The sequence below is a fragment of the Microvirga sp. KLBC 81 genome (genome assembly GCF_003075415.1).
In the GTDB taxonomy this organism is placed as follows: Bacteria; Pseudomonadota; Alphaproteobacteria; order Rhizobiales; family Beijerinckiaceae; genus Microvirga.
On record NZ_QDAH01000034.1, the window covers coordinates 23,306 to 44,633 of the forward strand.

The 21,328-nt window shown below is 62.3% G+C and carries 21 protein-coding genes and 1 pseudogene; 6 read left to right on the forward strand and 16 right to left on the reverse strand.

Features of this window, described 5'->3' with window-relative positions; all coding sequences use genetic code 11:
• The first annotated feature begins 133 nt into the window (after positions 1 to 133).
• Complete coding sequence (locus tag DC522_RS19200; protein ID WP_116530275.1) at positions 134 to 418, forward strand: hypothetical protein; 285 nt, start codon at positions 134 to 136, stop codon at positions 416 to 418.
• An 89-nt stretch (positions 419 to 507) separates the two neighbouring features.
• On the opposite strand, the gene DC522_RS19205 is transcribed toward DC522_RS19200, so the two are convergent.
• From DC522_RS19205 to DC522_RS19275, 15 genes are all read right to left on the reverse strand, one after another.
• Entirely contained in the window at positions 508 to 1,272 is a 765-nt protein-coding gene (locus tag DC522_RS19205) for a ZIP family metal transporter (RefSeq protein WP_116530276.1), read from the reverse strand.
• An 87-nt stretch (positions 1,273 to 1,359) separates the two neighbouring features.
• Positions 1,360 to 1,626 carry a four-helix bundle copper-binding protein gene (locus DC522_RS19210; protein WP_205769687.1) on the reverse strand — a complete coding sequence of 89 codons (267 nt, stop codon included), beginning with the start codon at positions 1,624 to 1,626 and terminating at the stop codon, positions 1,360 to 1,362.
• 192 nt (positions 1,627 to 1,818) lie between these two features.
• Positions 1,819 to 2,571, reverse strand: a complete 753-nt coding sequence (locus DC522_RS19215) for an FAD-binding oxidoreductase (protein ID WP_116530278.1) — start codon at positions 2,569 to 2,571, stop codon at positions 1,819 to 1,821.
• A 2-nt stretch (positions 2,572 to 2,573) separates the two neighbouring features.
• Complete coding sequence (locus DC522_RS19220) at positions 2,574 to 3,179, reverse strand: sulfite oxidase-like oxidoreductase (protein ID WP_116530304.1); 606 nt, start codon at positions 3,177 to 3,179, stop codon at positions 2,574 to 2,576.
• A 25-nt stretch (positions 3,180 to 3,204) separates the two neighbouring features.
• Complete coding sequence (gene msrA / locus DC522_RS19225; protein WP_116530279.1) at positions 3,205 to 3,735, reverse strand: peptide-methionine (S)-S-oxide reductase MsrA; 531 nt, start codon at positions 3,733 to 3,735, stop codon at positions 3,205 to 3,207.
• A 156-nt stretch (positions 3,736 to 3,891) separates the two neighbouring features.
• Positions 3,892 to 4,593 (reverse strand): isochorismatase family protein, encoded by a 702-nt coding sequence (locus DC522_RS19230; protein WP_116530305.1) that lies wholly within the window; start codon positions 4,591 to 4,593, stop codon positions 3,892 to 3,894.
• 204 nt (positions 4,594 to 4,797) lie between these two features.
• A complete protein-coding gene (locus DC522_RS19235; RefSeq protein ID WP_116530280.1) occupies positions 4,798 to 5,052 on the reverse strand; it encodes a DUF2171 domain-containing protein in 255 nt (84 codons plus the stop codon).
• Between the two features lie 57 nt (positions 5,053 to 5,109).
• A complete protein-coding gene (wrbA, locus tag DC522_RS19240; protein WP_116530281.1) occupies positions 5,110 to 5,790 on the reverse strand; it encodes an NAD(P)H:quinone oxidoreductase in 681 nt (226 codons plus the stop codon).
• Positions 5,791 to 5,871: 81 nt separating this feature from the next.
• The gene (locus tag DC522_RS19245) at positions 5,872 to 6,246 is read right to left on the reverse strand and encodes a hypothetical protein (protein WP_205769688.1); all 375 of its coding nucleotides are present in this window, start codon (positions 6,244 to 6,246) and stop codon (positions 5,872 to 5,874) included.
• 14 nt (positions 6,247 to 6,260) lie between these two features.
• Positions 6,261 to 8,147, reverse strand: coding sequence for an amidohydrolase (locus DC522_RS19250; protein WP_116530306.1), 1,887 nt, complete (start codon positions 8,145 to 8,147; stop codon positions 6,261 to 6,263).
• Between the two features lie 136 nt (positions 8,148 to 8,283).
• A complete protein-coding gene (locus DC522_RS19255) occupies positions 8,284 to 8,925 on the reverse strand; it encodes a pyridoxamine 5'-phosphate oxidase family protein (RefSeq protein WP_116530282.1) in 642 nt (213 codons plus the stop codon).
• A gap of 49 nt (positions 8,926 to 8,974) precedes the next feature.
• A complete protein-coding gene (locus tag DC522_RS19260) occupies positions 8,975 to 9,964 on the reverse strand; it encodes an MBL fold metallo-hydrolase (RefSeq protein ID WP_116530283.1) in 990 nt (329 codons plus the stop codon).
• A 15-nt stretch (positions 9,965 to 9,979) separates the two neighbouring features.
• Positions 9,980 to 10,447: a nuclear transport factor 2 family protein gene (locus DC522_RS19265; protein ID WP_116530284.1), complete on the reverse strand. Its 468-nt coding sequence runs from the start codon at positions 10,445 to 10,447 to the stop codon at positions 9,980 to 9,982.
• Between the two features lie 49 nt (positions 10,448 to 10,496).
• Positions 10,497 to 11,465 carry an MBL fold metallo-hydrolase gene (locus DC522_RS19270; RefSeq protein ID WP_116530285.1) on the reverse strand — a complete coding sequence of 323 codons (969 nt, stop codon included), beginning with the start codon at positions 11,463 to 11,465 and terminating at the stop codon, positions 10,497 to 10,499.
• 66 nt (positions 11,466 to 11,531) lie between these two features.
• Complete coding sequence (locus DC522_RS19275; RefSeq protein WP_116530286.1) at positions 11,532 to 12,350, reverse strand: alpha/beta fold hydrolase; 819 nt, start codon at positions 12,348 to 12,350, stop codon at positions 11,532 to 11,534.
• A 967-nt stretch (positions 12,351 to 13,317) separates the two neighbouring features.
• Here DC522_RS19275 and msrB point away from each other — a divergent pair.
• The 4 genes from msrB to DC522_RS19295 all read left to right on the forward strand — a co-directional run bounded on the left by msrB (position 13,318) and on the right by DC522_RS19295 (position 19,305).
• A complete protein-coding gene (msrB, locus tag DC522_RS19280; RefSeq protein WP_116530287.1) occupies positions 13,318 to 13,776 on the forward strand; it encodes a peptide-methionine (R)-S-oxide reductase MsrB in 459 nt (152 codons plus the stop codon).
• Positions 13,773 to 14,288, forward strand: coding sequence for a peptide-methionine (S)-S-oxide reductase MsrA (gene msrA / locus DC522_RS19285; protein ID WP_116530288.1), 516 nt, complete (start codon positions 13,773 to 13,775; stop codon positions 14,286 to 14,288). The genes msrB and msrA (DC522_RS19285) overlap by 4 nt, the downstream gene beginning before the upstream one ends.
• A gap of 312 nt (positions 14,289 to 14,600) precedes the next feature.
• Positions 14,601 to 17,111, forward strand: coding sequence for a leucine--tRNA ligase (gene leuS, locus DC522_RS19290; RefSeq protein WP_116530307.1), 2,511 nt, complete (start codon positions 14,601 to 14,603; stop codon positions 17,109 to 17,111).
• Between the two features lie 559 nt (positions 17,112 to 17,670).
• Positions 17,671 to 19,305: an amidase gene (locus DC522_RS19295; RefSeq protein ID WP_245444318.1), complete on the forward strand. Its 1,635-nt coding sequence runs from the start codon at positions 17,671 to 17,673 to the stop codon at positions 19,303 to 19,305.
• A gap of 199 nt (positions 19,306 to 19,504) precedes the next feature.
• Here DC522_RS19295 and DC522_RS19300 read toward each other — a convergent pair.
• Positions 19,505 to 20,038: pseudogene (locus DC522_RS19300) on the reverse strand (IS630 family transposase); the annotation flags it as partial.
• 44 nt (positions 20,039 to 20,082) lie between these two features.
• Here DC522_RS19300 and DC522_RS19305 point away from each other — a divergent pair.
• A protein-coding gene (locus DC522_RS19305; protein ID WP_116530290.1) for an IS3 family transposase occupies positions 20,083 to 21,266 on the forward strand; the annotation gives its coding sequence in 2 pieces (ribosomal slippage) (positions 20,083 to 20,380 and positions 20,380 to 21,266; 1,185 coding nt in all).
• Positions 21,267 to 21,328 lie beyond the last annotated feature (62 nt).

The following is a 21,328-nucleotide window of genomic DNA, read 5'->3' on the forward strand; positions in this document are numbered from 1 at the left end:
GCTGAACGGCGACGAGGGCTTACCTGAGGGAGTTCCCCTCATCCGACTCTCCTAAGTAAGGCACATTTGCATAACAGCCTCGGGGATTGAGGAGAGGTGTTCGTTCTGCAAAAATAGAAGATCTGGTGGGGCAATGAACGAGCTTGATCGATTTCTTGAACGGTTGGAGCTGCTTCCGCTCGGGTACAGCGCGGGTCACTATCATCGGCGGCGCTATGGGACGACCTTGCAGGTCTCTGAGGATGGGCGGAGAGTCCAGCTTTATGCCCGAGAGCTGGGCGGTCGCGACTTCATCAGTTTCAATTTGTTCCGCCTGCATTCCGGGGAGACACGGCTGAAGCCCTGCGAAATGGCAGACCAGAAAGTGGTCGCCTTCGTAAACGGCTACATACCGGAGTCCACGGTTCTGCCAGGTTAGATGACCAAACCCTCTTTGCCATAGCCCGAGAGTGGCTGTTGCCGTTGGAATGCCCGACCTGACGCGATGCATATCCGATAGCACCAGCCTCACCTGGCGAATTCACTGAGAAGGATCAGGGCCGCAAAGCCCGCAGCGGCGAGAACACCGGAATAGCGGGGTCCATTGTGGAAGGCCTCAGGGATCATGGTTTCGGCAGTCATGGCGATGAGCGCCCCGGCTCCATAGGCCTTAAGGATGGCCGTCGCGTCAGGGCCAAGGTCGCTCAGGAAGTAGAAGGCAAGAGCCGTCGTCGCCGCAGTGCCGAACGTAGTGCCGCTCCATAGGCTCAGCACGTAAGTCGATGAGCGCGATGCAAGGCGCATTCCGGCCGTCCCGGAAATGGCCTCCGGCAGGTTCGCGAGCGCGAGCGCCATGACCAGTGCCAGATCGGGACCACCGGTCCGCAGAGAGACGCCCAGGACCAGCGCCTCCGGCACCGCATCGAGCGCGGTGCCGAGCGCAATCGCGGTGCCGCTGCCCGGCGCGTCGGCTTCGGAGGGCTGCGACTTGCATTCCCCGCAGCGCTTGCGGTCCCTGGCGGTTACGAGCGCTGCGTTCGCGATGCTGAACGTAGCGGCACCGGCGAGGATGCCACCTACCGTGGATGCTGCGCTGGCCAGAATGAGCGCCTCGGACGCGACCTTGAACGAGGCGGCTGAGAGCAGCACGCCCGCGCCAAGTGACATGAAGGCGGCGATGGACCGGTGCCGGAGGTTGGTTATGAGTCCCAGAATAGCCCCGACAAGCGAGCCGGACGCAGCAGCCACTCCCCAGCAGAACGCCCACACTGCTCCCATGACCCCTTCGGGCATTGCGTGCTCCTCATCGTCATAACCCAAGGCCATCCGGGCGCACGGATTGGCACCGCATGACGGATGCGGCCATCGCCGTGCGGTCTCTCACATCAAGGACGCGCCATGGAGCAGTGCACGGCACGCCTGCTCGCAGCTACGGCAGGCCTCGGCGCAGACACGACAGTATTCATGCATGGCGGCATGATTCTCACATTCATCTGCGCAGATGCGACAGGCCTCGGCGCAGGCCATCAGCTGCGCCTCCACCAGCATCGGGCTCGGCTGCGTGAGACGTGAGATGATGCGGGCCGTGGCGAGGCACACGTCCGAGCAGTCGAGGCAGGTTCGGATGCAGCAGACGAAGTCGGCCACGTGAGCCTCGCCCAGACATGCGTCGGAACAGCTGACACACAGGCTACAGCATTCATAGCAGGCCGTAGCGCACGCCTCGATCAGTGATGGGTTGGGAGGACGCTGAGGGTGAGTTGAGAAGAGTGCGTCGATGCTTTCCATGATCTCCTCCACAATCAGTCGTTCAAATGTCCAAAGCGGCAGTCGATGCCGTTAGCCGCCAAACCGCTCGGTTCGGATGGTCTGCGGGTCCAGACCCAGATCCAGAAGATGACCGGTAACGGCCTCGACGAAAGCGTTCGAGCCGCACACGAAGATCAGTCGCGGCGCAGCGCCAAGCCTCGCCAGCGTGTCTTCGAGCAGGGGCGCATCGACCCTGCGCCCAACATCTTGCGGACGGCGCGCCGTGTCCCTGGACAGGCTCAGCAGAAGAGTGAAATCGGCCTCGGCTGCATCCCGTGCGATCAACTCTTCCCGGAAAATCACGTCATCCCAGGTTCGGGCGGCGTAAAGAAGAATGGTAGAGATTTCGCCACCGACCGCAGCGCGATGGCGCAGGATCGACATGAGCGGTGCAACCCCGGACCCGCCGCCGACGAGCAGGAGAGGTCCGCCGTCCTCAGGACCCCACGCGAAGTGGCCCCCGATCGGGCCGCGGATCTCGATCACATCGCCGACCTCGGCCACATCGTGGAAGAATGGGGATACCTCGCCGTCCTCGAGGCGCTCGACGACGAGTTCGTAGAGCCCCTCCAGCTCGGGCGCAGACGCAACCGAGTAGCTTCGCTGGACCTGATAGCCATCCGGTGCCGTGAGCCGGACATCGAGGTGCTGGCCGGCCCGGAAGGAGCGCCAGTCCTGGGGACGAAGCAGGAAGCTCTTCACTCCTGCCGTTTGGCGCTCGACTCGTTCGATCACAGCCTCCTGCCAGTGTACGTGATCTGCCGGTAGGGTCGCGTCCGTCATGGTCAGTCGCCTCTGTAGCGCTGCTCGCGCCAAGGATCACCATAGATGTGATAGCCCCGCAGCTCCCAGAAACCGACCTCTTCGCGTTCGAGAAACTGGAGCGCGTTGATCCACTTCGCCGATTTCCAGAAGTAGAGATGCGGCACGAGGAGCCTTGCCGGGCCGCCATGCTCGGGCGTCAGAGGCTTGCCTTCATAATGGGTAGCGACCATGGCTTTGCCGCCGATGAGGTCGGCCGTGGGCACGTTCGTCGAGTAGCCATCAAAGGAGTGCGCCAGTGTATAGGCTGGTGGAGACTCGATACCGGCCTCGGCGAGGATGTCGTCGATCAGCACACCGGTCCACGGCGTGTTCAGTTTCGACCACTTGGTCACGCAGTGAATGTCCCGGGTCATCTTGGTCTGCGGCAGGGCTGTGAACTCGGCCCAAGTCCAACGCATCACCGGGCGTGGACCGATCTTGAGGGTGAACGACCAGTCCGCGAGCGAGACCCGAGGCGTCGGGCCGGCGGTGAGGACCGGGAAGCCCTCGGTGAGGGATTGTCCAGGCGGGATACGATCCGCGTAATCTGCGGATGACGTTTTACGGGTGAAACCACGTGTCGCCATGATCATGCTCCTTTGTCTCAGCCTGTTACGTTTGCCTGCTTTCGGGCGGTAGCCGCTTAGCTGGAAGCTTCCAGCCAAGCCGGACGGAGTGGCAAGTGTACCCGCCCGGATATCGTTCAAGATAATCCTGATGCTCGGGTTCGGCCTCCCAGAAGTCGCTCGCTGGAGCGACTTCGGTCACCACCTTGCCCGGCCATAACCCTGAGGCATCCACATCGGCGATCGTGTCTTCGGCAACCCGCTTCTGTTCATCGCTGGTGTAGAAGATCGCTGATCGATAGCTCTCTCCGATGTCGTCTCCTTGGCGGTTCCGCGTGGTCGGATCGTGGATCTGAAAGAAGAATTCGAGAATCTTCCGGTAACTGATGGTGGCGGGATCAAAGATGATCTCGATGGCTTCTGCGTGGCTTCCATGATTACGGTAGGTGGCGTACGGCACGTCGCCTCCCGTGTAGCCGACGCACGTGGAAACCACGCCCGGATAGCGGCGGATCAGATCCTGCATTCCCCGAAAGCATCCCCCGGCAAGGACCGCACGTTCGGTTGATGTCGTCATGCTCTTCCTCCTTCAAATTTCTTCGACTGGTCCCGGCTGCAGGGATATTCGTTGGAGAGGCCGCCTGATGGCTGCTGCTTTCCCACATGGATCGGCCTCCTCCACACGTGTCTCTGTAGCTTATCCATGGTTGCAAAGCCGAACGTTACGCCGACCTCACTTGGTCTGCTTAGCCACGTCCTGGGCCTTCTGGTAGCTCTCGGCAACAGCCTGGAAGTTGGGCGCCACGAGAGCATACAGTTTTGCGAGTTCGGCTGCTTCAGGCCGGTTCCACGTGCGGTGGGTCTCGGATAGCACAGCGTTCGTCGATGTAGGAATGACACCACCCTGCACGAAGCGAGCGATGGTTGCTCGCGATGCCAGTTCGCCCGGGTCGCCCGAGGCATCAATGACCGCATAGACTTTGAACCCTGCGGCTTTGGCATCCAGCGCCGGGAACATCACGCAGACGCTGGTCCAGACGCCGGCGATGATCAGCGTCTTTCGACCCGTGGTGCGCACGGCTTTGACAAAGTCTTCGTTGTCCCAGGCGTTCACTTCACCTTTTCGCGGCACGTAGGTCGCATGGAGCGCAAATTGCTGGATCTCCGGCATGAGCGGTCCATTCGGGCCGTTCGGCTCGGAGGCGCTCGTGATGACGGGGATCTTCAGAAGGGACGCCAGCTTCGCAAGCATGATGGTATTCGACCGTAATTCGGAGATACTGATGTCTTTGACGGTCTGAAGCAGACCTGTTTGATGATCAAGCAGCAGGATCAAGCTATCGTTGGTATCGAGCAGAGTCTGCCCGCCACCTGTGGGCAGCACGCTTGAAGGAGGAGTGCCTGCCGTCTGAGCTATGGCGCTCAAATTGGGCATGCAGACGCCAATCGCCAGAACGGTGGCAAGACAACGGAAGGCTCTCTTCAACATGTTCAAAGTTCGGTTGCCGTTCATGATAATCTCCATCGGAATAATCTCCATCGGATTGAATGGCTGCCCTCTCGCGGGACGGCGGAGGGCCTAGGCAGTTCAAGTGGAGGGATGGCCACCGGCGTCCCTCCAATCTGATGACGATGGTGTCTAGGTGCTGCCATCCGCCTCCTCTTCGAAGGTGACGGCAACATCGGCATTCGCCGACAATCGCACCTTGTCGCCCTCAACCTGTGCAACGAGGGCCGTTGGAATGTAGTGATGGTGGCCTTGATGAGAGCCTTGGCCGCTGTCCTTCTTCGTCAGCTTGATGCGGTTTCCCTCCAGTTGGTCGACAGTGCCGATGTGAGCACCATCAGCCCCGATCACCTCCATGTGCTCTCTGATTGCGCTAGTACCTGTCATGTGCCTTCTCCTGCTTTTATCGTGATCACAGCATTAAGAGCCCCGCGTCCTGTTTCTCTACGGCTGACCGGCGGTGCCGCCCGTCGTCTCGGTCGGGTTCCGCAACTCCGGTGGCACTGGTCCCCGCTCACCGGCACCTCGTTCCAGCCGGCCTGCGATCTCGGCCACATGCCGGCCTTGGAAGCGGGCGCCCTCGAGCTCGTTCTGGCTCGGTCGGCGGGAGCCGTCGCCGCCCGCGATCGTGGTGGCGCCATACGGGGCGCCGCCGGTGATCTCGTCCATCCTGGTCTGGCCTGCAAAGGAATAGGGCAGGCCGACGACGACCATGCCGTGGTGGAGAAGGGTGGTGTGGAACGACGTGATCGTGGTCTCCTGCCCGCCGTGCTGGGTTGCGGTGGAGGCGAAGACGCTGCCGACCTTGCCCACCAGCGCGCCTTTCACCCAGAGCCCGCCGGTCTGGTCGAGGAAGTTGCGCATCTGGGCCGCCATGCCGCCGTAGCGGGTCGGCGTGCCGAAAATGACGGCATCGTAGTCGCCGAGCTCGTTCGGGCTCGCGATCGGCGCCTCTTGGTCGAGCTTCATGCCAGCTTCGCGGGCGATGTCCTCGGGCACGAGCTCCGCAACCCGCTTGATGGTGACGTTTGCTCCGGCGACCGAGCGAGCGCCGTCCGCAACCGCCTGGGCCATCTGCTCGATATGTCCGTAGGAGGAGTAGTAAACGACCAGGATCTTGGCCATAGAACGCTTCCTTTCACTTGATGCGGCTAGCGCGGGACTCCATGCAGCGTACTCACATTCAGAACTTCACATCCTCCGAGCCTAGTAGAGGGTTGCAAGCGCCTCCCGCGTGATGTCGCGCAGATGCTCGCAGCGGCCTTCGCGAACTTTTGTCGGCCATTGCGGATCGGACAGCACCACCCGACCCACAGCCACCAAGTCGAAGTCGCCGCGCGCGAACCGGCGCAGCAACTCGTCGAGGGAGCTCGGATGCGAGCTTTCGCCCTGGAACAAGGCAATGAACTCGCCCAAGAGCCCCACCGAGCCCACCGTGATCGTCGCCTTCCCGGTCAGCTTCTTGGCCCAGCCGGCGAAGTTCAAATCCGGTCCTTCGAACTCCTGCTGCCAGAAACGGCGCTGCGAGGCCGGCAGCGCCAGGATCTGGGCTATCAGCCAGAGGACTGCAATGTCGCTCATGTCGGCCTCCCTTGTCAGAAAGCCCAGCACGAGCAGCCGAGCGAGCCCCAGAACGACCGTGCGTCCGAGGTCGGCACGTTGGCCGCCAGGGCCGCGGCGTGCGCGTGGCCGTGGACGTCGCACGAGTTGGTGCAGCCGCAGCCGGCGGCCGCGAAGGCGTACTTGCGCTCCGCGCCGTTGTCGGCGCGCTTCTGGTAGCCACCATAGGTCCGCACCGGCGACCAGTCCGGCATCGGCGGCGGCAGCGGCGGGGCCAGGTCCTTGAAGTCGCCGTCGCCATGGACGGGATTGCCGCCGAGCAGGGTGAGCACGGACGTGATGTCCTGGATCGCATCCTCCGGCACGGAGAAGTAGTCGTCGGACAGCACCGCCAGGTCGGCCAACTGGCCTTCCTTGATCTGGCCCTTCTTGCCCGGCTCGTTGGAGAACCAGGTGTTGGCCTCGGTCCACAGCCGCGGGGCACTCTCCCGGTCGAGGCGGTTGCTGCTCGGGTACAGGGTCAAGCCGCCCAGTGTCTTGCCGCCCAGTGTCTTGCCGGTTACCAGCCACGACAACGACACCCAGGGATTGTAGGAAGCAACACGTGTGGCGTCCGTGCCGGCGCCCACCGGCACACCTGCTTCCATCATGCGCCGGATCGGCGGCGTTTGTTCGGCCGCCTTGGCCCCGTAGCGCTCGACGAAGTCCTCGCCCTGGTAGGCCATGCGGTGCTGGACCGCGATGCCGCCCCCGAGCTTGGCAATGCGGTCGATGTTACGCTCGTCGACGGTCTCGGCGTGGTCGATGAACCAGTGCAGGCCGTTGAAGGGCACGTCCCTATTCACCTTCTCGAACACGTCGAGCGCCCGCGTGATCGTCTCGTTGTAGGTGGCGTGCAGCCGCCATGGCCAGCGGTTCTCGACCAGCAGGCGAACGACGGGCTCCATGTCGTTCTCCATCGAGCGCGGCATGTCGGGGCGTTCGACGCGGAAGTCCTCGAAGTCGGCGGCGGTGTAGACCAGCATCTCGCCGGCGCCGTTGTGGCGGTAGAGGTCGTCGCCCTGGCCCGGCTTCACCTGTTTGGCCCAGGACTTGAAGTCGTTGAGCTCTTCCTTCGGTTTCTGGGTGAACAGGTTATAGGCAAGACGCACCGTGAGCTGACCTTCCCGGTGCAGCTCCTCAATGATCTGGTAATCGTCCGGATAGTTCTGGAAGCCGCCGCCTGCATCGATCACGCCGGTCACCCCGAGCCGGTTCACCTCGCGCATGAAGTGGCGCGACGAGTTCTTCTGGTACTCGGGTGGGAGCTTCGGACCCTTCGCCAGTGTTGCATAGAGAATCGTCGCATTGGGCTTGGCGATGAGAAGACCAGTCGGATTGCCCTGGGCATCGCGCTGGATCTCGCCACCGGGCGGGTTCGGCGTATCCTTGCTGTAACCAACAGCCCGCAAAGCGGCCGCATTCAGGAGTGCCCGGTTATACAGGTGCAGGATGAACACCGGCGTGTCCGGCGCGACCGCATTGATCTCGTCCAGCGTCGGCAGGCGCTTTTCGGCGAACTGGTGCTCGGTGAAGCCGCCGACGACGCGCACCCATTGCGGGGCGGGCGTGCGGTCAACCTGCTCCTTGAGCACGCGCATGGCATCGGCAAGGGAGCGAATGCCGTCCCAGCGCAATTCCATGTTGTAGTTCAGGCCGCCGCGGATAATGTGCATGTGGCTGTCGATCAGGCCAGGGATGACGCGTCGTCCTTTGAGATCGATCCGCTGCGTGGCGGGCCCGGCGAGCGCCATCACCTCCCGCTCGTCTCCGACGGCGACGAAGCGGCCGTCGCGCATTGCAACGGCGTCGGCCTGTGGGTTCTGCCGGTCGAGGGTGGTGATCCTGCCGTTGAACAGGATGAGGTCGGCGGTCGTGTTCATCGACTGCGCCTCCACGTGTGAAGGTTTGATACCCCATCCTGTGACAAGCGCACCCAGTCCTTTCATGACGGTTCGGCGGTTGGCGCTTGCCATGATCACCTCCTCCGGGTGCTTTGCAGATGACCGGTGACTGTATTCATTTGCCGAGCCCTTGGTGGCATGCATTAACCTGTCGCCTCAGGCGCTCGTTCTCAGCCTGTAGCGAGGCCATTTCCTGGCGGATGGGGGCGAGCCCCTCAACGAGTTCGTCTTGCGTGAACCGCGGCGTGATGTACTGCGGGCAGTTCCAGTCGAAGGCCTTCACCGTGATCAGCACGGCCCGCTCGACCCGGGCCTGATAATTTGGCACCACGAGCTGCTCCAGGAGTTCCGGATTGTCCTTGGCGTCCGTGACGGCCATATGCCCCAGTATCTTGAGGCGCTCGCGATGGGCATAGTCCATCAGGAACAGCGACACGCGGTCATTCCCGATCACGTTGCCGGTGGTGATGTACTGCTTGTTGCCGCGGAAGTCGGCATAGCCGAGCAGGCGCTCATCGAGCACCCGCAGAAAACCCGGCGGGCCGCCGCGGAATTGCACGTAGGGCCAGCCGGTCTCGGAGACGGACGCGAGATAGAAGCTGTCGCGTGCGGCGATGAACGCGGCCTCGGCCGGGCCAAGCCGGTCGTTCATATCGGGCCCAGCCTCGCGGCGGGCGTAGGCGGCCCGGCTGCCCATCCGCTGCTGCACCGATTTAACAGTGTTGGTGAAGGCAATCTCCGAATACTTGTGGCCCATCGCGCATCTTCCCTCCTATGGCGCAGATCGAGCGGATCGCCTCATGGGCTCAGTCCTGATACGCCCATTCGGCTGTCATCCAGCGCATCTTGCCGCCGTCGGACATGATCCGGCCCAGTCCGGGGAACGGCATGTGGGTGGCGGCGATCAGAACCTTCTCCTCGGCAGCCCGGGGGAAGAACTTGGCCCGCATGGCCTTGGCCGCCTCCCGGTCCTGCTCGAACACGAAGTTGATGTCGGTGGCAGCCGGATGCACCACTGGGAAGAGCATGTCGGAGACCATGATCAGACTCTGTCCGCCATCCTCGATGCGCACCCCGATGTGCCCCGGCGTGTGGCCGGTCAGGTCGACGATGGAAACACCGCGCGTGATCTGACGTTCGCCGTCGGTCTGCTGCAGCTTGGGATAAAGCCGCATCATCTCGGCCGAGATGTCGAAGCTGGCTTTCAAGTAATCCGGGGCGGAGGCCCGCTTGGCCGGATCGGTCCAGTAGGCGACGTCGCGCCGGTCCACGTAGACCTCGGCCTTGGGGAAGTTCTGCCGTCCGCCTGCGACCAGACCGCCCATGTGGTCCTGGTGCATGTGGGTGACGATCACCGCATCGATGCTGTCCGGGCGGACGCCAATCGCCTCCATGGCACTGGGCAGATGCCCCGTCTTGCCGAGCGTGCCCGCGGGGCCGGTGTCGATCAGGATCAGGCGCTCGCCGTCATCGACAAGGTACTGGTTGAACACGAAGCGGATGCCGCCGGGCTTGGTCGCCGCCATGGCGTTGGCCATCTCCTCGACCTGTTGTGCGCTACGACCCGGGAAGTACCCGAACGGCATGTCGGCATAGCCGTCGGCCAGGGCCGTGATGGTGAAGCGGCCGACCTTGAACTGGGCGGCCGGAGGCAGCGGCTTGGCATGGGCTCCCTGCTGGGGCGTGCTGCTCGTCTGGCCCTGCGCGGAGGCGGCGCGGGAAGACGGACCATAAGCGACCGCTGCAGAGGTCACGGGAAGTCCGAAGGTAAACGCACGGCGTGACAGGGTAAGCATGGCTTCCTCCTGGAGTTATAGGCCGAGGTCATCGAGGCCCGGGTGGTCGTCCGGGCGGCGGCCCAGCGGCCAGTGGAACTTGCGGTCGGCTTCCTTGATCGGCAGGTCGTTGATGCAGGCGAAGCGCCTCCGCATCAGGCCGTGCTCGTCGTACTCCCAGTTCTCGTTGCCGTAGGAGCGGTACCAATGACCGCTGTCATCATGCCACTCATAGGCGTAGCGCACCGCAATCCGGTTTTCGTGGAAGGCCCACAGTTCCTTGATCAGCCGGTAATCAAGCTCGCGGTCCCACTTGCGGCGCAGGAATTCGACCACCTGCTGTCGGCCTTGGAGGAACTCGGCCCGGTTACGCCAGTAGGTGTCCTCTGTGTAGGCGAGCGAGACCTTCTCGGGGTCGCGGCTGTTCCAGCCATCCTCGGCCAGGCGGGCCTTCTCGATCGCGGACTCGCGGGTGAACGGGGGTAAGGGTGAACGGTCTGTCATTGGATTTCTCCTGATTGACTGGCATGGTCCTGTTCCGTGCTCCCGCGGATCAGATGCCCATGTAGACGAGCTTGGTGAACAGGGTGGGGTTCACGGCGAACTGGCCCCATTTGGCGTCGTAGGAGGCGGTCGGCTTGGCCGCGACGGTATCGTCCAGCGACCGGCCCTGCTTCTTGAGCGCCGCCACCTTCTCGCGGATGTCGACGAGCATGTCGCGGTAAGCCTTGAGCTCAGTCTTGTTGCTGACCGGGCCATGACCCGGGATTACGATCATCCTGTCGGTGGCGGCGGCGAGATTGGTCTCGGTCGCCCGGATCGTTCCGTCGAGGCTGCCTCCGGTCGAGTAGTCGATGAACGGATAAAAGCCGTTCCAGTACGTATCGCCGGTATGCAGGATATCGGCTTCCGTGAAGGTGACAGAGAGGTCGCCATCCGTATGGCACGGCCCGTAATACTTCAGCGCAAGCGTCGCTCCGTTCACCCTCATGGTCTTGTCCGTGGCGAAGACCTCGCTCGGAACGGCACCGGGAGGCGAGGGCGGGAAGTTGAAGTTCCAGTCCTCGACCCTCGTGGCTGTTGCAAGATGCTTGCGAGTGTTTTCGTGGGCAATAATGGTTGCCCCTTCCTTCTGTAGCCACTCGTTACCGTCGGAATGATCGAAGTGCCAGTGGGTGTTGATCACATGCCGGATTGGCCCCTTGTCGAGGCCCGACAGGGCTTCCAGGATGCGGGGACGCGAGGCGGTGATGCCGGCATCTACCAGCACCAAGCCATCCGAACCGGTGAGCACACCGATGTTGCCACCCGAACCCTCGAGCATGCTGATGTTGCTCCGCAGATTATGGACCTTGATTGGCGCGTCGGCAGCCGCAGCCCGCATACTGTCAACTACGTTGCGGGATTGCGCGAAGACCTCGCGTGGCGTCAGCCAGCCGCCCGTAGCCGCAATGGTTGTGGCGCCGAGGCAGCACAGGCAGAAGCCGCGGCGTGAGAGATGGGGTTGATGGCCATAGGGCATGAGAGCCTCAAAGATTCCGTGTGGGACAGGGTAGTTTGACAGACACGACTGACATGATGACTCAGCTCACTCCTTGATGAACGTGAGCAGGTCCTGGTTAAGTCGAACTTTGTGGGTCATGGCAATCCCGTGCGACCCGCCTTCGTAGATCTTGAGCGTTGCATTCGGGATCATCTTTTCGGACCGCAGGGCCGAGTTGGCGATCGGCACGATCTCATCGTCGGCGCCGTGGATGATGAGCGTTGAAACGTTGAACTTCTTCAGATCTTCGGTGAGGTCCGTCTCCGAAAACGCCTTGATGCCAAAGTACGACGCCGGAAAGCCAGCCATCATGCTCTGGTGCACGAACTGCTCGGGTACGCCCTCCGAGATCTTGGCGCCTGGTCGGTTGTAGCCGAAGAAAGGCAGGCTCAAGTCCCGCCAGAGCTGGGTTCGGTTGGCGAGAACCCCAGCGCGGAGCTGATCGAAGCTCTCCTTTGGCAGGCCCGCGGGATTGGACTCCGTCTTGAGCATCAACGGCGGAATGGCGCTGACCAGCACCGCCTTGGCGACCCGCGAGGTGCCGTGCCGGCCGATGTAGCGGGAGACCTCGCCGCCGGTGGAATGGCCGACATGGATCGCATCCAGCAACTCGAGCGCCTGAACCGGTTCGGCAAAGTCGTCGGCATAAGTGTCGAGGTCGTTGCTGCCCCACGTCTGGCTGGACCGGCCGTGGCCGCGACGGTCATGGCCGATCACGCGGTAGCCATTGTTGGCGAGGAAGAACATCTGGTCCTCCCACGCGTCAGTGGTGAGCGGCCAACCATGGCTGAACACGACTGGCTGTCCTTGGCCCCAATCCTTGAAGTAGATCTGAGTGCCGTCCTTAGTCGCGAACGTTGTCATCGGTGTTCCTATCGATGGCCGGGCGGATAGGGGTTGCGCTGCCCCATGGTCGGAAGCGGCGACGAAGAATGAATTGACTACGGTTGGAGTTGCGAGCAGGCCACCGGTACCGGCAAGTACGACCCGGCGTGACGAGTTGACGGGACTAGTGGGGAATTCAGCCTGTGTCGGCAACATGTTCACTCTCTGAAGACATGGGCGAGCGGAACCGCGCGATGAGCCTACACCGCCGACCTTCATCGCAGTAGAGATCTGATCGTATTTCGGACCGGAGGCTTTGGTGCTTTTGTTTCTAACACCGCGGAAAGAAAGTACCGCCGGTTGCCGGCTGAGCGTTAGAACGCAATTGCCGAAACGGGCCCGCAATTGCGGAATTTTGCGGTTTCGCCTGTAGAATCGGAACTTCAAGCCGCTTCGCTCGTCGACTAAAAGAGTTTTAGTCTACCACTTCGTGAACACCTGAGGTTCACTGCTCAGGCGGTTTAGACATTATCGCAGGCTGCCCTCCCTCAAATACGATGCGAAGTGCTGCCGAGCGTTCAAGGAAGCCGTTGGCGAGCCGTCGCATTGAGCATACTAAGACTTTGCTGGCCGGGCCGTCCCTATCCATCAGCGATGTCGCAGCGGTGGTCGGGTACAGCAGCGCCAGCCAGTTCCCGACCCTACTCGTAAGGGTGCCCGGCCTCTCGCGGGTCTAGCGTCGAAGATGATCGATGGTTCGCAGGAGATGCGCCTGAGCCACTCCTTACGGGTCCGGGATGTGCAGGTGGAGCCGCAATGTGGGCTCCTGCGTCGCGTTCGGGCCTTTGTAGGAGTATCGGAAGGTACAGCATGGGGCGCCGGCCATGATCGTTTGGTCGCGCTGCAGCGTAGTGTTCGGATTATACCGATGCAGGCGCTCACTCGTATGATGTCGCGTCAACCGCTTCCTGAACCCATCTTCCTCACAACGGAAGGAGAACAGCCGATGAAGACCTATCACAAAAACCCCGAGGCCCTGTCGCTGCTGACCCCGGAGCAGTACCGGGTAACGCAGACGGATGGGACCGAGCGGCCCTTCGAGAACGAGTACTGGGACAACAAGGAGCCCGGGCTCTATGTTGATGTCGTGTCGGGCGAGCCGCTCTTCGCCTCGTTCGACAAGTTCGACAGCGGCAGCGGCTGGCCCAGCTTCGTCAAGCCAGTCGATGCCGGCCATATCATCGAGCGCCGTGATACGAGTCACGGCATGGTGCGAACAGAGGTGCGTTCGACCCACGGCAACAGCCATCTGGGGCATGTGTTTCCGGATGGACCGCAAGAGGCAGGCGGATTGCGCTACTGCATCAACTCGGCTTCGCTGCGGTTCATCCACTACGACGATTTGGAAAACGAGGGCTATGGCGAGTTTCGCAAGCTCTTTGCAGAGAAAGGAGACAGATTATGACTGGTGTGACTGAGCGGGCCATCCTGGCCGGAGGCTGCTTCTGGGGCATGCAGGATCTCATCCGACGCCGCCCCGGTGTCGTCTCCACCCGCGTGGGGTATTCTGGCGGCGATGTGCCGAACGCGACCTACCGCAACCACGGCACGCACGCCGAGGCGATCGAGATCGTTTTCGAGCCGGAGAAGACGAGCTTCCGCGACCTGCTGGAGTTCTTCTTCCAGATTCACGACCCTACCACCAAGAACCGGCAGGGGAATGACCTCGGCCTGAGCTACCGTTCGGCGATCTTCTACACCTCGGACGAGCAGCGCCAGGTGGCCGAGGACACGATCGCCGATGTGGATGCCTCGGGCCTGTGGCCGGGCAAGGTCGTCACGGAACTCGCGCCGGCGGGTGACTTCTGGGAGGCGGAGCCAGAGCATCAGGACTATCTCGAGCGGCTTCCGAATGGCTACACCTGCCACTTTGTCCGCCCTGGCTGGAAGCTGCCACGCCGCAGCAGCGCCGCCTAGGACGGCAAGCATCGGGCGTCCCGGACTTCGGGACGCCCTCAACATGCCCTGCCGATGAACTCAGCAAGCCGCCTGTTGGCCCCCTTTTCTGGGTCGCTACTGTCGATGGACAAGATATTTTGCCAGACGCCAATCGTGAGCTTCCCACCCGCTATAATGCTCTGACGCGGCTCAGAGCGGTGTCCTATGCGCGTCGGCTTCGTTGCGGCTGTCGGAGACCGGAGCGCCGGCAGTCGTACCTGCTCCAGAGCCATCAAAACGGACCACGCTTCGGATCACGCCACCAATGCAGGCAGGAGTGAGGAGCAACGCATGCCTTATAATCCACGTGCCACAGAGCCCAAATGGCAGGCCTACTGGGCCAAACACCAAACCTTCCGGGCCGAGATCGACCCCGACAAGCCAAAGTTCTACGCGCTCGACATGTTTCCCTACCCTTCCGGGGCAGGTCTCCATGTTGGCCATCCTCTGGGCTACACCGCAACCGATATCCTGTCCCGTTATAAGCGGATGTGTGGCTTCAGCGTGCTGCATCCCATGGGGTGGGGCAGTTTCGGCCTGCCCGCCGAGCGTCACGCCATGCGCACCGGCATTCATCCTGCCCTTACGACGAAACGCAACATCGAGGCCTTCCGCGGGCAGGTGCAGCGGTTGGGCTTCTCGTACGACTGGAGCCGTGAGATCGCCACCACTGACCCCAGTTACGTGCGCTGGACGCAATGGATCTTCCTGAAACTGTTCGAGCGAGGACTCGCCTATCAGGCTGAGGTGCCCGTGAACTGGTGCCCTGCTCAGAATACCGTGCTCGCCGACGAGGAGGTCAAGGATGGCCGCTACGTCGAGACGGGTGACCTTGTCGTGCGTCGCAGGATGCGACAGTGGATGCTGCGCATCACAGCCTATGCCGATCGACTCCTGGAGGGTCTGGACGGGCTTGACTGGCCCGAGGGCCTGAAAGCTATGCAACGCAATTGGATTGGTCGATCAGAGGGGGCTGAGATCACATTCCCGATCGAGGGGAGCAATGGGCTTGTCGTCTTCACCACGCGTCCTGAGACACTGTTTGGGGCAACCTACCTTGTGGTTGCCCCCGAGCACCCATTGCTGGCAACCATCGTAACGCCCGGGGCAGGTGCGGTGGTGGAGGCTTATGTTGCGCAGGCGCAAGCACTGGACGAGGCGGTACGCGCCGATGCTGGGCGGACGAAGACGGGCGTCTTCACCGGCGCATACGGGGTCAATCCCGCCACCGGCAGCCGCTTGCCGATCTGGGTCGCTGACTATGTTCTGGGTGGCTATGGCACCGGTGCAATGATGGGGGTACCCGCTCACGACACTCGTGATCACGCCTTTGCCAGCGCATTCAACCTGCCGCTCATTCAGGTGGTCGAAGGCGAGGGGAATGTGCCGCAGGCGTCTCACGATGGCGATGGTCGGATGATAAACTCCGATTTCCTCAATGGCCTAGATGTCGCCGAAGCCAGGCAGACCATGATTGCGTGGCTTCACGAGAGGGGCACAGGCACATCGAAGGTCATCTATCGCCTCCGCGACTGGCTCTTCTCTCGCCAGCGCTACTGGGGCGAGCCAATCCCGGTATTGCATCTGGCCGATGGATCGGTGGTGCCGTTCGCTGAGGACGCCCTGCCGCTTCTGCCGCCAGAATTGGAGGATTATGCCCCCACGGCGGACGGTGAGCCGCCGCTCGCTCGCGCGACGGAGTGGGTGCTTACGACGTTGCCTGGGACTGACATCCCGGCGCGACGTGAGACCAACACGATGCCGCAATGGGCCGGCTCCTGCTGGTACTACCTTCGTTTCCTGGATCCTGGCAACAACCGTGAACCCGTCGGGGTTGAGGCTGAGCAGTACTGGATGCCGGTCAACCTCTACGTTGGCGGTGCCGAGCATGCCGTGCTTCACCTGCTCTACGCACGGTTCTGTCACAAAGTCCTTTACGATATCGGGATCGTGTCCACCGAGGAGCCGTTCCAGAGGCTGTTTAACCAAGGCATGATCCTGTCCCATTCCTATCGTGATGCGGCGGGCCGTTATTACGAGCCGTCCGGCGTGGTCGAGCGAGACAGTCGATGGTTTGTAGGATCGCTGGAGGTGAGCCGACACCTCGAAAAGATGTCCAAGTCGCGCCTCAATGTTGTCAACCCCGATGACGTGGTGGATGAGTACGGCGCGGATGCGGTGCGGCTCTACGAGATGTTCATGGGCCCCCTGGATGGGACGAAGCCTTGGGACACGGCGGGCGTCGGCGGCGTACGGCGCTTTCTGGACCGCTCCTGGCGGATTGTCTGCAATGAGGATGACGGTCTTCACCCGGCCGTGCGGGATGATTCAGCACCCCAAGCTCTGCTGCGACTGCGTCACAGGACGGTAGCTGCCGTCACGGAAGACATCAAGGCAATGCGCTTCAACACGGCCATCGCCCGGCTCATGGAGTTGGCGAATGCCCTGACAGCGGCGGCCATGCGCCCGCGTGATGTCGTGGAGACTTTCGTGCTGCTGATTTCGCCCTTTGCTCCGCATATCGCAGAGGAATTATGGGGCAAGCTAGGTCACGAAGAAACGCTCACATACGCTTCCTGGCCGGGTTTCGATCCTGCGCTGGCGCAGGACGAGAGTCGGGAGTACGTCGTGCAGGTGAATGGCAAGGTGCGTCACCGTTTCCGGGCCGCTGCACGGCTCGGGGCGGCGGTGCTTGCCGCAGCACGATCGGAACCCGAGGTGATGGCGTTGCTGGAGGGCAGGGTTGTGATCAAGGAGATCGTCATTCCAGGACGATTGGTCAACTTTGTTTTGCAGGAGTGACAATACCGTATCAGGCGTCGGACGTAACTTCCCGCACAGGGCATCTCCGAAAGCGAAAGGCCCGGAGCGATCCGAGCCTTTCTGTTTGTCCGGTTGCGGCAATGAACAGTCGTCATCAGGAAGACGTTTGACATGGTCACTGCCCGAGAGCTTCACAAAGCACTGGTCATTGGGTGTGAAGCGCCAGCGCAGACTGTCAGAATACAATCCGCGCTCCTATTCCCGCAAGCTCCGAACAGCTCCCGCAATAGCGAGATAGTCGCTGACTAGTCGTCAGTGAGCATAGGGCGCATGATGAAGCCCTAGAAGACTTGCATGCGCTGTCCACCCGCATGCAGCAAGGATAGCAGCGATGGATCGAAACAGGCAGGTCATCCGATCGGCATGACGTGCTGACAAAACTCGAAGCGTCTGTTGAGCATCAAGCTCTACGTCATGGAGATGAGAGCACAGACGATCATGAGGTGACCTTACGATGACGTCCGGCGACTGGGCCGGTGAGTTCTAACCTTGCTGCGTACGCTACTCAACCCCAAGGAATGAGGAGAAGGACGAAGCGATGACCAACACAGATGCCAATTCCCCTTCGACCGCATCACGCCGCACCCTGCTGACTGCAGCAACCGGCGTCGCGGCATCCTCGATGCTTGGTATCCCGCCTCTGTCGGCTCAGCCGAGGAACACGACCACAAAAGGTGAACTCATGACGCAGTCGGACGAACTGGCCTACACGAGTGCCGCGGAGCTGGCGCGGCGTATTCGCAGCCGCGACCTGTCGCCCGTTGAGGTGGTGGACACCTTCATTCGGCGCATTGAGGTCCGCAACCCGAGCCTCAACGCCCTTGTCTATCTCGGCTTCGACGATGCCCGTGCACGTGCCAAGGAGGCCGAGCGGACACTGATGGCCGGCGAGGAACTCGGGCCGCTGCACGGCGTGCCCACGGCGATCAAGGACCTGTTCGACTTCAAGCCGGGCTGGCCCGCCACATTGGGCGGCATTCGCGCGCTCAAGACCAACGTCGTCGATGCCTACTGCGCCTTCGCCGAGCGCATGGAGCGCCGCGGCGGGGCGATCCTGATGGGTAAGACCAACAGCTCGCTCATGGGCTTCCGCGGCACCTGCGATAATTACCTGTTCGGGCCAACACGCAACCCGTTCGACCTCACCAAAAACACCGGCGGTTCCTCGGGCGGCAGCGCGGCCGCGGTTGCAGACGGTCTGCTGCCACTGGCCGAGGGAACCGACGCTGGTGGCTCGATCCGCATTCCGTCCGCGTGGTGCGGCACCTACGGGTACAAGGCCTCGTTCGGGCGGGTGCCGTTCCTGGTGAGTCCCAATGTCTTCGGCAATGTCGACTCGCCGTTCCTGTTCGAGGGACCGATCACCCGCACAGTCGAGGACGCGGCGCTCGCGCTCAACGTGCTCGCCGGCTACGATCCGCGTGACCCCTTTACGCTGAACGATCCAGCGACCGACTTCACTGCGGCCACCCGCCGCTCGATCCGTGGCATGCGGATCGCCTACAGCCCCGACTTCGACGTGTTCCCGATCGATCGCCGCGTGGCGGACGTGGTCGGCCGGGCGGTGCGGGCATTCGAAGAGGCCGGAGCGCGGGTTGAGGAGGTCAAGGTCGGCATCACGCGCCCGCAGAAGGAGTTGAGCGATCTCTGGTCCAGGATGTACATGCTGATCAACCTGCACGCCCTCGAGAACATGAAGAAGGGCGGGATGGACCTGCTCAAGGATCACCGCGACGACTTCCCGCCGGAATACCTATATTGGGTCGAGGTAGGTCAGCGCATGACGGCGCTCGACTTCTTCCGCGATCAGGCGATGCGGGCCGAGGTTTACAATGCCATCCAGGGCGTGCTGAACACCTACGACCTGCTGATTACGCCGACGCTGGCCTCGATGCCAGTAGACAACACCAGTGACGGCAACACCGCCGGGCCGAAGATGATCAATGGAGAGGAAGTGGATCCGCTGATCGGGTGGTGCCTGACCTACTTCGTCAACTTCACGGGCCACCCAGCCGCATCGATTCCTGCTGGCCTGTCTGACGGCCTCCCGGTCGGGATGCAGATCATTGGCCGGCGGTATGCCGACGCCGATGTACTGGCGGCCAGTGCGGCGTTCGAGCGTCTGCGGCCGTGGCACGGGTCGTACCGGGTCCCCGCGCAAAGGAGCATTTAGACCCCTGGTCTCGGACCTTCTCGGTCCCCCACGACCGGCTCTGCGGCTTCTGCGATAATGTCGTCGCAGAAGCCGGCGGGGTCGGCAGGTGGCAGTCCAAGTTGGTGCCGTTTAGCGGAATGGATCTGATCTGATGTTGAAAGTTGCTATGACGCTTCTCGTGCTTCTAATTGCAACTGAGGCCTAGAGCAGATTCGATTTAAACGGGCTCATATCCGCAGTTCCTGAGATAGTTCCGACACTCCTCGGCCGAGAAGGCATCGAGCAGTTCTCCGATGGTTGCCCAGAGGGCCTCCCTGGTGCGTGCGCCCGCTTTGCGTAGAAGCGCCTTGAGCTTGGAAAAGAGCTGTTCGATCGGATTGAGGTCGGGACTGTAGGGCGGCAGATACAGCAAGCTGGCTCCGGCCGCTCGGATCGCCTCCGCGACACCCGCCACTTTATGAGCGGCCAGATTGTCGAGCACGACGACATCGCCCGGTGAGAGCGCCGGCGCCAGCATCTGCTCGACATAGGCGCGGAAGATCTCGCCCCGCATTGGCCCGTCGACCACGAGCGGAGCGATGATCCCGTTGTCGCGCAGGCCCGCCACAAAGGTGGTGGTGAGCCAATGTCCGTGCGGCACCGCATCAGCCACCCGCTGTCCGCGCGGCGCCCTGCCGTACCGCCGGGTCATGTTGGTGGCGGTTCCCGTCTCGTCCAGGAACACGAAGCGGCTTGATCCTCCCTCGCGTTGGTGGACACCTTTGCTAAGCTCCTGCGGGAGCGGGAAGGTGTTTGATGACGAAGACGAGACGGGAATTCACCCCAGAGTTCAAACGAGAGGCCGTCGCCCTGCTGGAGAGTAGCGGCCGACCCCTGATGCAGATTGCGACTGAGCTGGGGATTTCACCCTCAATGCTGCGCAACTGGCGGAGCGTCGTGCATGGCGGCATCCCGCGGTCGAGGGCTGGCTCGAAGGTTGCGCCGACCAGTTCTGCTGCAATGGCGTCTCCAGCCGATCAGGCGGCCGAGATTGCGCGGCTGCGGCGTGAGCTCGATCGCACGCGCATGGAGCGCGACGTTTTAAAAAAAGCGATCGGCATCTTCGCGGAGATGCCCAAATGAGGTTTCGTTTCATCGAGCAGCATGCCCGCACCTTTCCGGTGCGGCTCATGTGCCGCGTGCTCAAGGTCTCGCCCAGCGGCTACTATGCTTGGCGCTCCCGGCCGGAGAGCCAAAGGGCGATAGCGAACCGGCGCCTGCTGCAGGAGGTGCAGAGGCTTCATCGGCAGCATCACGGCCGCTACGGCAGCCCGAGGATGCATGCGGCGCTCAGAGCCGAGGGCCATCGGGTCAGCCGCGGCCGGGTCGAACGGCTGATGCGCCGGCATGGCATTCGCGCTCTGGCCCGTCGGCGCTTCCGGCCGACCACCACAGACAGTCGTCACTCCTTGCCGATCGCGCCCAACCTGCTGCAGCAGAAGTTCACGGCCTCTATGCCAAACCGGGTGTGGCTGGCCGACATGACCTATATTCCAACTGGTGAGGGCTGGCTCCATCTGGCCGCGGTGCTGGATCTGGCGACCCGGAAGGTGGTGGGTTGGGCCATGCGCGATCACCTGCGCACGGAGCTGACCCTCGGAGCTCTGATCATGGCAGCCCAGCGCCAACGACCAGGCCCTGGTCTTATTCACCATTCCGATCGTGGAAGCCAATACGCCGCTGAGGCGTATGCCCAGCAGCTTGCTGCGATGGATGCCAAAGCGTCCATGAGCCGGACGGGCTGCTGCTATGACACCGCCCCGATGGAATCCTTCTTCCATTCCCTGAAAGTGGAGTTGGTTCACCAGCGGCGCTGGACCACCCGCGAGGAGGCGCGGCGAGATCTGTTCGGCTACATTGAGGCCTACTATAATCGGCAGCGCATCCACTCGGCCCTCGGGTATCTCACACCCGAGCAAGCTGAGAGAAAAACGAGCTAACCTGGTGTCCACGCAATCGGCGGAAGATCAGCTGGCATCCATAAAGCGCTGCCAGATCCGAA